The organism is Epilithonimonas hungarica, assembly GCF_900102265.1.
GTDB classification, from domain to species: domain Bacteria; phylum Bacteroidota; class Bacteroidia; order Flavobacteriales; family Weeksellaceae; genus Epilithonimonas; species Epilithonimonas hungarica.
This window is the reverse complement of the sequence record NZ_FNBH01000004.1, coordinates 1-13,521: the sequence shown is the minus strand read 5'-3', so window position 1 is coordinate 13,521 and position 13,521 is coordinate 1. Positions and strand designations below refer to the sequence as shown.

Here is a 13,521-nt window from a genome sequence, read left to right as displayed (position 1 = left end):
AAAATAATTAATCATTTTACTTTTGCATTTAGTCATTCTTTTATTAATAAAAAATCATATATTTAAAGGTATTATATGTTTATCCTACAACTTTTAAACATCCTTCAGTACTATAATGAACTTTTCGATAGTAAACCAATAAAAAAGACTATGGTTTCTCTCTAAAATCATCTTCAATTATTCCGTTTCCTTATGGTTAAGAATCATTATTTTTTATTTCCTTTCCAAAAGCCTTTTTAGAAGCTTATAAATCTCAAACCAAAACACAGAAACTGCAGCAGTAAGGAATGTCAATCCTAATTCTTTTACTGTAAGAGGCGCTACACTAAAAAATCCTGATACCGGCTTTACATATAGAATAACAAACAATAATACAAGAACCAACACGGAAATCCCTGCTAATAAATAATTACGATTTTTAAAGCTTTCAAAAATACTGTAATGGAAAGATCGATTTACCAAACTCAGTAAAATATTCGCAAATATTAAAGTACTGAACACCCAAGCTCTTGTTGTAGGCTCATCATTCCCCAGATGGACAGAATGTTGATATATCCATAGTATTCCAGCTGTGATAACCAGTCCCTGAATAATACTTACCATAAGCTCCCTCCAGTTCAGAAATGTATCTGTAAGCACTCTTGGAGGTCTTTGCATTTCATCTTTTTCAATAGGCTCATTTTCATATACAATAGAACAGGTAGGTCCCATTACCAGTTCAAGAAAAATAACGTGAACCGGAGTAAATATGTGAGGGAATACCCATCCCAGGAATAAAGGCAAAGAAACTGTAAGGATAATGGGAATATGAATAGAAATAATATACTGAACAGCTTTTTTGATATTGGCATAAATTCTCCGCCCCGCAGCAATTCCTACTACCAGCTTTTCAAGATCATCATTCGTAATGACGAGTGCTGCTGCTGATTTGGCAATTTCGGTTCCTTTATTTCCCATTGCGACTCCTATATGGGCAGCTTTTAATGCAGGTCCGTCGTTCACTCCATCTCCCAACATGGCCACTACGTTACCCTGTGCTTTCAGCGCATTCACCACTTCAAGCTTTGCTTCAGGAAACATTCTTGTAAACAGAGTCGTTTTTTCAGAAAGCTTCATTAAATCATCTTCTGAACTTGCGGTGACGTCACTCCCATTAACGGCCGGAGCATTATTGATAATCCCGGCCTGCAATGCAATGGCCTTTGTGGTATCCGCATTATCCCCCGTAATTACCTTTACCTTAATCCCTGCGTTATAAATATGCTGAAGAACTTCTTTTATTTCTTTTTTTGGAGGATCATAAAATGCGGTCAGTCCTAAAAATTCAAAACTAAAATCCTGTTGGTTTTCAGGGAAATTATTTCCTTCGAAATGAGATTTAGCAACTCCAAGAACCCGATATCCCTGTTCACCAAATTCTTTTACAATATTTCTGATTTTATTCTTTTCCTCTTCTGAAAGTTCAGAAACAGTAAGGATTGCTTCAGGAGCACCTTTTGCCGCAATAATTCTCTCTTTTTGTTCATTTTCAAAAAGATGGGTCATCATAGGAGGTTTTCCTTCCAACGGATATTCATGAAATAACTGATAATTTTTTCTGTCGTCAGAATCCTGAGTCTGCTCATAAATCTTATGTAAGGTTATTTCCATCGGATCAAACGGAACTGGTTCACTGCTCCACATCGCATAATCAATAAGTTCATCCAGCTCTTTTGTTTTGAAATTCTCCTGTTCGTAAATCGTATCAGACTTATAATCATAAAGATGCTTTAGCTGCATTGAGTTTTCGGTAATTGTTCCCGTTTTATCTGTACATATCACTGTAACACTTCCCAACGTTTCGACAATACTGCTTCGTTTGATAATAATTCCTTCCCGCATCAGCTTCCAGGCCCCCAAAGCCATAAAGGTGGTAAAAGCTACAGGAATTTCCTCAGGAAGTACAGACATCGCCAAAGTCAAACCGCTTAATAAGCTGGTCACAAAGTCTTCCGTTTTAATATAACTAAAAATACATACCGCCATAAAGATAATCAGCCCAATAATAGCCATACCTTTTACAAAATTCCGGATCTGGAGCTGTAAAGGAGATATTTCTTCCTTTATCCCCAGTATAGACTGTCCTATTTTTCCTACTTTGGTTTCTTTTCCTATTTGCTCTACCTCAAAAACTGCAAGTCCGGAAACAGTAATTGTTCCGCTATATACTTTATTATCTTCTGATTTGCTGTCTTTAAAAACAGAGAAGCTCTCCCCTGTAAGTGAAGACTGATTAACGGAAAAATCATTGCTATGTACAATGGTACCATCTGCATTGATCAGATTTCCTTCTTCGGTAATACAGAGATCTCCCACAGCAATTTCAAAAGTGGGTATTTTAATAATCTTTGAATTTCTTATGACCGTACTTAAAGGCTCGTTCAATTTTTCAAGTTCTTCCAGGGCCTTTTTACTTCGGTTATCCTGATAGAAAGAGATAGCCGTAACTCCTATTATCGCAACCAACATAAATAAAGCCTCACCATAGTCACCTATGATTACATAGATAAGTGAAACACATATCAATAAAATAAGCATGGGTTCTTTCAGAATATCAATAAGCATATCTGCCCATGTTTCTTTTTTAACCGCTTCAAGCCGGTTATATCCGTATTTTTTTCGGGAAGCTTCCACTTCCGCTTCTGTAAGACCTTTGAGATTTTCAGGGATATTATAATTCATGTGAAATGGATGTAGTATTAAAATTACTGAATGTTTTTGTCATAACAGAATAATATTGATGATTTTAATTATTAATTGATCTCCTTTTTAACCTGAACCACCCATTTTTCTATTTCCGATTTATCCGTGGAAGATAATTTTGCATTATGATGGATTATTGTATACGAACTAAGCGGCATTTCTCCCTCTTTAACGGTTTCGACAATTTCATCTAATTTCTTCAATTTTCTTTCTTTAGTATAGGTATTAAATTCATCAAAATTCAAATGCCTCTTTCCTGAATTGACATGATCTGCCAACCACCATTTTACCAGCTGTATATGATTATACCATGGATAAGCTGTATTGTTACAATGACAGTCATAACAGCTTGTTTTTAATAAACTCTGTACATGAGATGACACCTGATAATGTTTTTCAATTGCATTTTCCGAAGGAGTAGCTGATATATTTTTATCCGTATCAAAAAACTGAATAGCAATTATCAATAGTATAACAAATCCGGCTCCTGTTTTTATTAAAGATGATGTTTTCATTATTTTATATTTTACTTGATTTTTAAAGTACTTATTCATTTATCAAAAGCTATTCTTCTGTATTTTTAAGCTTCATAAGAAGTGTATAGGCATTTTTGGTTACGATTTTTTTATTATTAAAATCATTAAAATTCAGAATCTGAACAAAACCGTTTTCAGTATCTCCCAATGTTACAGGAGTGAGCCTATAAGTTTGCTTTTTTTCTTCCACAAAAACAAAGTCCTTCCCTTCAAAATTTACCACACTGTCTTCGGAAATGGCATTGGAAAAAGAAGTGCTGGTTTCTATCTCTGCATTCATATACATACCCGGAACCAGATTGTGGTCATACTTATCAAAATGGCAATGCACATCTACCAAACCTCCGGGATTAATATCTTTACTAATTAAAAATACTTCGCCATAATATTTTTTGGACGGATCTGCATTGGTATAAGCCACAAAACGTTGTCCCTTTCTAAGACTCTGAAGATCTTTTTCATAAACTTTGAGGTTTAGATGAATGTCATCCGGATTTATAAGTTCAAATAGCACATCCGAAGGATTTACATATTTCCCGATATTAACATTCACTTTGCTCACAAAACCATTAATCGAGCTATAAACAGGTACACTTTTCGTAATGCTTCCCGATTTTAAAGATTCAGGATTGATATTGATGAGTCTTAACTGTTGCGACAATGAATTCATTAAAATTCTTTGACTGTTCATTTCAGATTGGGCAAGTTGCATGGCTTTATCGCTGCTTGCCTGACTTTGATTCAGGGTTTTTTGACGGGTGTAATCCAATTCTGCAAAACGTGCTTTGGATTTTGCCATGAGGTAATCCTGTTGAAGCTGGATAAACTGTGGATTTTCTATCACGGCAATCACCTGACCTTTAGATACCGGCATTCCCGGAAGCAGATTGCTGGATTTCAGATAGCCTCCAAGAGGAATACTTACGGAAACCAGATTTTGCGGCGGAACATCGATCATTCCATTTAATTTCAGGGTAGAAGCAATATTTTTTAACGAAAGTGTTGTTGTTTCTATCGGTGCATTTCTCATCTGGGCATCGGTTAAATTGACTATATTTTCGTCTTTCGGGAGATTTTTTTCCTGCTTCGGAGCTTCTTCTTTTTTACATTGGATGAGTAGAGAAAAACTGATTAATAAGATATATATTGAATTTGATTTCATTTGTTAAGGATTTAAGTTAAGGTATTCGAATTCTATAGCACTTTGGTTGAGCTTCCAGACAGCATCGGCATAATTATTTTTTAGAGCTACTGCCTGATTGACCACTATTACAAAATCCAGATAGTTGATTTCTCCTGCCAGAAATTGTCTTCTTGCCGTTTCGGTAATGGTATCGGCATTTTTCAGTTCCGAAGTTTCGTAGCGGGAAACAATGTCCAAACTTGCCTGATAGATTTCGCTGGCCTTTTTCAGTTGGTTATTCAAATTAAATTCAGCATTTTTCAGTTCATTTTCAGCAATTGTTCCTGCAACTTTTGCCGCTTCTATTCTGGCTTTTTGTCCACCGAAAAAAACAGGAATAGCAACACCCACCTGCACCGAATGAAACTGTGGTGTAGCGTTGTACACTTTGTCATCTGCTCCCATACCTTTAAAACTGTTCAGGTTATACGCCAATTGCAGGCCGGGTAACATTTTTGCTTTTTCCAGTGAAATTTGTTCGGCAGATACATTTTTCTGCTGTTGTAAAATTTTGAGCAAAGGATGTTCGTTCAGATCATTTTTTAAACTGGCTGCAAAATATTTTGAGTCGTTCGGGGTAAAATCTCCTTCGCTGTTCAAAAGCCAACGAAACTGGTGATGCAATACAGCTAATTCCTGCTGCACCTGTTTTAGCTGTATTTCAATGGCAGATTTCTGATTAGAAGCGGTAGTTTTTTCCAGAATGTTACTTTCTCCAGCTTTCAGACGCAGGTTTGCTTTATCAAAAAAATCGGAATAGAGCTTCAAAGTTTCGTTTAGCAGCTTTTCTTTTTCTTTCCAATATAAAATATCATAGAAGGTATAACTAACCGCTTTTTTGAGTTCAAATTCTTTTAAAGAAACATTAAGCAGAGATTTTTTCCATTCTTCGGTATACACATTTTTTTGTTTTTTATACACCGTTGGAAAAGCTATGCTTTGGACAACCCCGAATTTCATATCATTATACGCACTGTTAATCTGTCCGTAATCCATAGTAACGGCAGTCTGCGGAATATCCGAAGCGGATTTTATCAATACTTTGGAATATTCTGCCTTTAGTTTCTCGTTCTTTAGATTTCTGTTGTTTTCCAATGCTTGATTAATTGCGTTCTGCAAACTGATCGGAGTTTGGGATTTGGCTTGGAATCCTAATAAGCTACAAACTAAAATTACTAATGTTACGATATTTTTATTATTTCTTTTTTTCATTTTAAATCCTTTTTCAATAGTTACGTATAGCAGGGGCAAAACAAATAAGGTAAGGAATGTTGCCACCATCAATCCTCCGATAACAACCGTTGCCAGTGGACGTTGCACTTCTGCTCCTGCACCGTTGCTTACCGCCATCGGGATAAAACCTAACGATGCCACGAAAGCCGTCATCAGCACGGGGCGCAGTCGGGACTCACCGCCATCAACAACAATTCTTACAATATTTCGGATACCGCTTTTGTAAAGTCGGTTAAATTCTGAAATCAAAACAATACCATTCAGTACGGCTACCCCGAAAAGTGCAATAAAACCGACTCCTGCGCTGATACTAAAAGGCATCCCCCGAAGAGCCAAAAGAAATACGCCTCCAATAATGGAAAGTGGGATTGCCGTGTAAATCAGTAAACTTTCTTTAATAGATTTGAATGCAAAAAACAACATTACAAAAATAAGAGCCAACGCAATAGGAACGGCTACCATAAGGCGTTGTTTGGCATTATTCAGGTTTTCAAAGGAGCCTCCGTATGTCATATAATAACCGGTAGGGAGTTTCATCTCTTTGTCCACCTTACCTTGGAGTTCTTCTACGATGCTCTGTACATCTCGTCCTTTAATATTAAATCCTACGACAATTCTTCTTTGTGCATTTTCTCTTTGGATTTGGTTCGGACCATTTTTCACTTCTACTTTTGCCAGTTGCGAAAGCGGAATCTGATTTCCAAAAGGAGTTGGAACAAGAAGATTTTTAATATCATTCACGTTTTTACGATCGTTAGAATCAACGCGGACAACCATATCAAAACGTTTTTCTCTTTCAAAAATCAAACCTGTGCTCTGTCCTGCAAAAGCAGCATTCACAATCCTGTTGATATACGAAATTGACAGGTGATACTGTGCTATCAAAGGACGGTTGTATTCTATAATTACCTGTGGCATTCCAGAGATTGGCTCTATGTACAGATTCTGGGTTCCTTCTACCGTTTCTATTATTTTGCCAAGTTTCTGTGCGTTCTGAGAAAGAACATCCAGATCGTCACCAAAAATTTTCACAACTACATCTTGCCTTGCACCCGTCATCAACTCATTAAAACGCATCTGAACCGGAAATTGAAAACTCGCCGTAACTCCCGGGACATCTTGCAATTCTTTGCTCATTTTATTTGCTAATTCCGGAAAAGTAGTGGCTGAAGTCCATTCTTTTTTATCCTTAAGAATGACCATCATATCCGACGCATCCATCGGCATTGGGTCAGTAGGGACCTCACCACTTCCTATTTTTGTAACCACTTTTTCTACCTCCTGAAATCTGGATTTCAGGATATGAGCAGCTTTTTGGGTACTTTCTATGGTTGTCGTAAGATTGCTGCCCGGTAATACTCTGGTATCTACTGCAAAATCACCTTCTTCCAGAGAAGGGATGAATTCGCCTCCCAGCCTGCTCAGGATAATAACTGCCAATAAAAATAATATTACAACTGCGAAAAAAATTAATTTCGGAATCCTAAGGACTTTCAGAAGGGCTTTAAGATAAATCTGTTCCACATTCTTCATCATTCTATCCGAAAATCCGGGCTTGCTGCTTTTTTTTCTTAGTAATAAAGCACTCATCATCGGAATATATGTTAATGAAAGTAAGAAAGCTCCTAGCAATGCAAAGGCTACAGTTTCCGCCATAGGTTTGAACATTTTTCCTTCGATGCCCTGCAAAGTAAGAATCGGGAGATAAACAATGAAGATAATAATCTGTCCGAAAACAGCACTATTCATCATTTTCCCAGCTGAGTCTATAACGATGCTATCCATTTCCTGTTTTCCGACTGAAAACATTTTTTTAAACTTTGAATTATGACTGAACTGATGCAGTACCGATTCTACAATAATCACTGCGCCGTCTATAATCAAACCAAAATCCAGTGCGCCGAGACTCATCAGGTTACCGCTAACCCCGAAAAGATTCATCATACATATCGCAAATAGCATGGCCAAAGGGATTACTGATGCTACAAGCAATCCTGCCCGAAAATTCCCGAGGAAAAGAACCAATACAAAAACGACGATTAAAGCACCTTCTGTCAGGTTTTTTTCTACTGTTCCTATGGCATTGTTTACCATTTTTGTGCGATCAAGGAAAGGTTCTATCACTACTCCTTTTGGAAGTGTTTTCTGTATTTGAGCTATTTTTTCTTTAACATTTTTAATGACCTGATTGCTGTTTTCGCCTTTAAGCATCATCACCACAGCTCCCGAAACTTCACCCTGATCATTATAGGTCATTGCTCCGTAACGGGTAGCAAAACCTGTTTTAACCTTCGCAACATCCCGAATAAACAACGGAATATCATTCTTTTTGGTTGCAATGGCAATATTTTGAATATCTTCAATATTACCTATTAAACCTTCGCTTCTGATGTAAAGAACCGTTGGTCCTTTTTCGATATAGGCACCGCCAGTATTTTGGTTATTGGTATTCAGGGCATCAAACACATCGTTGATGGTAATCCCGTAAGCGTTTAGTCTATCGGGATTCACGGCAATCTCATATTGTTTCAGCTTTCCGCCAAAACTGCTGACTTCCGCGACACCTTTCACACCCAGTAGCTGCCTTCTCACAATCCAATCCTGTATGGTTCTCAGCTCTGTAGTATTGTATTGTTTTTCGTAACCTTTTTCGGGTCTTACCACATATTGATAGATCTCGCCCAGTCCTGTAGAAATGGGTCCTAACTGTGGCGTTCCTATACCTTGAGGAATGACGGATTGAACCTGCTGAAGCCTTTCCGCAACCTGCTGTCTGGCCCAATAAATGTCAACATCATCTTCAAAAACAATGGTAACAAGAGACAGCCCGAATCTGGAAAAACTTCGGATCTCTTTTAGTCCTGAGATATTATTATTGGCCTGTTCTATAGGAAAGGTAACAAGTCGTTCTATATCCGTTGCCCCAAAAGAAGGTGCAATGGTAATAACCTGTACCTGATTATTGGTTATGTCGGGTACCGCATCTATCGGTAATTTAGTGACCTGATAGGAACCAATTCCAATAAGCCCTAATACCAACAATGCAATAATGAGTTTATTCTTTACAGAAAACTCAATGATTTTTGTAAGCATAAATGATTGATTATTAATCTTAATTATTGAGATAAGTTTTAGGTACTCTGAAGCACACGATGAATACATCTACATTTTTTGCAGATATTTTATGGCAAAGCAGAATACCCTCAATCAGAGAATGATTGAGAAAAATAGATTAAGATTGATAAAATTTTGGGGGCTCCCAAATAGAATTTAAAATTTCCTTGTTATAAAGAACATTTTTATAAAGAATTTGTTTTATGCCAATAGGATTATATGTCTTTTCTATACAATGAAGATCTAAAATTGGATTAACGGTAAAAACGACAGAAAGAGGACTTGCGTGTGAAACAAACGGTAGCTTCTGATCCTGATCATAATCATTATCTTTAACCGGATGGTCATAATGGATTTTCAGAAATGCAGTAAACGACATTTCAGAATTCAGACTTTTATGCTGTATATAATGTTCTATGAGAAGCGGCATTTTCAAAAGCTGATATAGTTCGGTTGTAGAAACCAAATACAATGACAACAATAATATGGAAATCAGCTTTTTCACTATATCAAAATTATGAAATATTTCATTAAGAATAATTTTAAATAAGCCAAATCATTGTTTTCCATTATTATATTTTCTTATCTAATACCATCCAATTAATACAGTCTCTGATGATTTAATTCATACCTCTAAAGTCAATGAATAAGAATTGCGGTTGAACAACATTAGCAATTCCCCAATATAGAGGATACTCTAAGTCTATTGCTATCCACTAATTTTTACGATATGGTCTTCAGAATCTATTCTTTCGCCACCTGATTTTACAGTTTCACCTGTTTATTGTATTGTTAATTTCAATATTTTCCTTTCTTTGTAAAAATGATTAAGAACGAGAGAAAAATATACCTGTATAGTGCCCTGCTGATTACACTGGTCGTCAATTCAGCAAAACTGATGGCACTTAATAGTGAGGGGATTATTGCCCGTTACTGGCAGTTCAATATTTGGGAATATGGTTTTCAGTTTATCTACAATTTGATGTTCTGTCTTGTCTTGTTTTATCTTAACCTTTCTGATAGTAAATTTTTTAGTGGGTTTAGAGAGAACAAACAATATTGGAAACTTTACACATTCAATATTTTAGTAGTTTTAGCAGCCATTATATTGGGAAGCTTGATCCATTCTGTGTGGTTTGGAATTCTCCATGTGCCGGGAGGCAGAATAAGGGGATATTTCGTCCGTTTTTTGCTCAGTACCATTATGATTGCCGTAGTAATCCGTCTTATTCTTCTGATGCGAGAAAGCAGAAATAAAGATCTTATCAACGAGCAGCTTAATTCTGCTTATCTTACAGCGCAACTGCAATTGCTTCAGGAACAATTAAACCCACATTTTCTGTTCAATACGCTGAGCAGTCTTTCTGCTATTATAAGGGAAAATCCGCCTTTAGCCCAAAACTATATTCATCATCTTTCCAAAATCTTCAGATATACCCTGCTTCGTTCAGGAAATGATCTTGTAACTATTGAAAAAGAGCTTGATTACTTGAATTCTTATATTCAACTTGTAAAAATGCGGTTGGAAAACACCTTTCAGATTCAAATCAATATCAGCGAAAACATTTTGAGTAAAGAACTTCTTCATTTATCACTCCAACCTCTGGTGGAAAATGCTGTTAAACATAACAAGGCTATAGTTTCATCTCCTTTAATCGTAGAAATTTATTATGAAAGTAAATGGCTTATCATGCGAAATAATCTTCAACCTACTATTAGTGAGGTAGAAGGAACCGGGCTTGGTCTTGTCAATCTTAATGAAAGATATAAACTACAACTTCATAAGGAAATAGAAATCCTTCAAACGGAGCAATATTTTACAGTAAAACTTCCTTTATTATGACACAGAATTTACATATCATAATTATTGAAGATGAAGCTGCTACTGCAAGAAATCTGGAATATATCCTGAAAGAGATCAATCCTGGGATTGAGATTATTATAACATTACAAAGCGTCGCTGAAGCAGTAGACTGGTTCGAAACAAACGATAATATTTATGATCTGATATTTTCAGATATACGCCTTTCAGATGGATTATCATTTGAAATTTTCAGCAGAACGAAAATATTAAAACCCGTCATTTTTGTAACCGCCTATAATGATTATGCTATTGAGGCTTTTCGGAACAATGGTATTGATTATGTTTTAAAACCTTTTGACAAGGAAGAAATACTACGAACTTTACTTAAATATAATACTCTTATTGCTTCCGATGCAAACAACGAACTGTCTAAAACAAAGTCTTTGCTTTACGAGCTTCAGTATGCCACAAAACAATACAAAAAATCATTCCTGATCCATTATTGCGGAAGACTTATCCCCGTAGAAGCAGCTAAAATCAATTGGTTTTACACAGCCAACGAAATAGTGTATGCATATCTTGCTGATGGCAGGCAATATGTTGTGGAATTTACATTGGAACAGCTGGAACGTGAACTTAATCCTTCCCTTTTTTTCAGGGCAAACCGCCAATTCATTATCAATAAAAATGCTGTAGACACCGTAGAATATTTTTTTAACGGAAGACTGCTTGTGAAAGTACATCCTTTACCTCTGGAACAGATAATCGTAAGCAAAGCAAAAGCCATGGATTTTAGAAAGTGGCTGGATCAGTGATAACTTCACCCTTAGATTTAGGCGGTTCACCTTTTTTTATATTAAAGTAAACATTGGGTATTGCTACATTTGTTTCATTAAAAATTAAAATTTTCCAAGATGCTTTTAAAACAAAAACTTTTGCCAATTCTTATAATAGCATTTCTATATATGACATTTACAAATGTATCGGCACAGACAAAAAAATTAAAGGATACTACTCCTGAACAGCATGCAAAGATGCAAACGGAATGGATGACCACTAAATTGGCTTTGAATACGTCACAAATCCAGCAGGTTTCTGCGCTTAACCTTCAGTATGCCCAAAAGAATGAGCCTATTATTCAGAGTAATGAAGGTAAACTCTCCAAGTTCAAAAAACTAAAAGCTCTACAGAAAGAAAAATCTAATGCTCTAAGCCAAATTCTTGATGCAGGACAATATAAAAAGTATCAGGAGATTAAAGATCAGATGATTCAAAATTTAAAAGAAAAAAGAAAATGAAAAAACTATTTTATCCATGGGTAATGATTATGCTTATTACCACTACAGCATGTTCTCAAAGTACTAATGACAATGAGGAAGTTCTTGATAATCAGTCGAAACTCGGTATCAGCAATACCCTTCAGGGACCTATACAAAAACCGACATCAGGATACGGATCAGACGGCAACTATGAAGTGGCTGAAATTGATTTTAATAATCCACAATATGCAGGAACACAGGTTTCTATTTTCTATCCTAAAGGAATTACTTCTCCCAGACCTACGATATTCTTTTCACATCCTTTTGGTGGTGAAGACAAGGATTATAATATAGAGCTTTATAACTTTATTGCAAAAAAGGGTTATGTTGTGGTATTTGTACCTTACCGTACTGTTGATATCAGTGTTGATCATCGTTACCAAACCCTTTGGGAAGGCTTCGTAAAAGCGGCTACAGATTATCCTAATATTATCGATACCCAGAAAGTAGGTTTTATGGGGCATTCTTTCGGCGGTGGAGCAAGTATTGATCTTGCATATAAGGCGTTTACAGAAAAAGGTTGGGGACAAAACGGACGTTTTCTTTTCACCATGGCTCCGTGGTATTCTTTTAACTGGAACAGTTCATTGACTACTCAACAACAATTGGAAAGTTTTCCCGCCAATACCAAAATGATTACCCAGGTCTATGACGAGGACGATGTAAACGATCACAGAATGGCAATTGATATTTTTAAAAACATCAATATTTCTAATGCTGAAAAAGATTTCGTTTATATTAAATCATCCACTATTAACGGATACAATTATGTAACAGACCACGTAATGCCAAGTTCCAGAAAAGCTTTTGATGCATTGGATTATTATGGTGTATATCGTCTTTTGGATGCCATGATGGATTACAACTTCAACGGTAATGCCAGTGCCAAAAATGTGGCTTTAGGCAACGGTTCGTCTGCACAAGTTACCATGCCTTCTTATAACGGACAAGCGATGGCTCCGCTGGAAGTTACAGACAATCCTACTCCTAAATATCTGCAAATTAAATATCAGTTTCCATGTGGAAGCAGTACAAATCCTAGAATTTCTTACTGTAACTAATATGAAAATAGCTTTTTTTTGAATAAAACACATTTAAAATAATAATTTAAAAAAGACTTTCCCGAATTTGGAAGGTCTTTTTAATTATCAAAAGCTATTTATTTAAAGCATGTTTAAATCTTTAATTTATTCTTAACATCAAGAAATTAAGTCCATTTAGCTTAAAAACTTACTAAAAATCAACTTCAATCTTAATTTACTGAAAATCTTATTTTAACATTGAAGTTGTTTAAAATTAAAAAATTATTGATGCAATTGAAACAGGCTCTAAACGAGTCCAAAAATATGATCAATTAATAGTATATTGTATTCAAAAACAATTAACAATGTCTGTAAAACATCAGGTTGAAAATCAAACAAAAAAAATCAAAAAATTCTTCGGTCTTTTAGGTCCCGGACTGACAACGGGAGCTGCGGATGATTATCCTTCAGACTGTAAATCGTCAGCGAAAAGTGGACATTAGATATTAAAAAGTTAAGGAGTGTTTTCATAAAAAGAGTAATTTTAATTATGGCAGCACCGAAAAAG

At 35.8% G+C, this 13,521-nt stretch carries 10 protein-coding genes; 5 read left to right on the top strand and 5 right to left on the bottom strand.

Annotated features, from left to right (window positions below):
- Positions 1-213 precede the first annotated feature (213 nt).
- From BLT30_RS14855 to BLT30_RS14835, 5 genes are all read right to left on the bottom strand, one after another.
- Positions 214-2,721, bottom strand: a complete 2,508-nt coding sequence (locus tag BLT30_RS14855; RefSeq protein WP_089874369.1) for a cation-translocating P-type ATPase — start codon at positions 2,719-2,721, stop codon at positions 214-216.
- 71 nt (positions 2,722-2,792) lie between these two features.
- Positions 2,793-3,257, bottom strand: coding sequence for a heme-binding domain-containing protein (locus BLT30_RS14850; RefSeq protein WP_089874680.1), 465 nt, complete (start codon positions 3,255-3,257; stop codon positions 2,793-2,795).
- 49 nt (positions 3,258-3,306) lie between these two features.
- Complete coding sequence (locus BLT30_RS14845) at positions 3,307-4,440, bottom strand: efflux RND transporter periplasmic adaptor subunit (RefSeq protein ID WP_089874368.1); 1,134 nt, start codon at positions 4,438-4,440, stop codon at positions 3,307-3,309.
- 3 nt (positions 4,441-4,443) lie between these two features.
- Positions 4,444-8,787 (bottom strand): CusA/CzcA family heavy metal efflux RND transporter, encoded by a 4,344-nt coding sequence (locus tag BLT30_RS14840; protein ID WP_089874367.1) that lies wholly within the window; start codon positions 8,785-8,787, stop codon positions 4,444-4,446.
- Between the two features lie 139 nt (positions 8,788-8,926).
- Positions 8,927-9,313 carry a hypothetical protein gene (locus BLT30_RS14835; RefSeq protein ID WP_089874366.1) on the bottom strand — a complete coding sequence of 129 codons (387 nt, stop codon included), beginning with the start codon at positions 9,311-9,313 and terminating at the stop codon, positions 8,927-8,929.
- A 318-nt stretch (positions 9,314-9,631) separates the two neighbouring features.
- On the opposite strand from BLT30_RS14835, the gene BLT30_RS14830 reads away from it, so the two are divergent.
- The 5 genes from BLT30_RS14830 to BLT30_RS18105 all read left to right on the top strand — a co-directional run bounded on the left by BLT30_RS14830 (position 9,632) and on the right by BLT30_RS18105 (position 13,456).
- The gene (locus tag BLT30_RS14830; RefSeq protein ID WP_089874365.1) at positions 9,632-10,651 is read left to right on the top strand and encodes a sensor histidine kinase; all 1,020 of its coding nucleotides are present in this window, start codon (positions 9,632-9,634) and stop codon (positions 10,649-10,651) included.
- A complete protein-coding gene (locus BLT30_RS14825) occupies positions 10,648-11,427 on the top strand; it encodes a LytR/AlgR family response regulator transcription factor (RefSeq protein ID WP_089874364.1) in 780 nt (259 codons plus the stop codon). The genes BLT30_RS14830 and BLT30_RS14825 overlap by 4 nt, the downstream gene beginning before the upstream one ends.
- Positions 11,428-11,526: 99 nt before the next feature.
- On the top strand, positions 11,527-11,910 hold the full coding sequence (locus BLT30_RS14820; protein WP_089874363.1) for a hypothetical protein: 384 nt from the start codon (positions 11,527-11,529) through the stop codon (positions 11,908-11,910).
- Positions 11,907-12,992, top strand: a complete 1,086-nt coding sequence (locus tag BLT30_RS14815) for an alpha/beta hydrolase (protein WP_089874362.1) — start codon at positions 11,907-11,909, stop codon at positions 12,990-12,992. The genes BLT30_RS14820 and BLT30_RS14815 overlap by 4 nt, the downstream gene beginning before the upstream one ends.
- 326 nt (positions 12,993-13,318) lie before the next feature.
- Positions 13,319-13,456, top strand: coding sequence for a hypothetical protein (locus BLT30_RS18105; protein ID WP_175487206.1), 138 nt, complete (start codon positions 13,319-13,321; stop codon positions 13,454-13,456).
- Positions 13,457-13,521 lie beyond the last annotated feature (65 nt).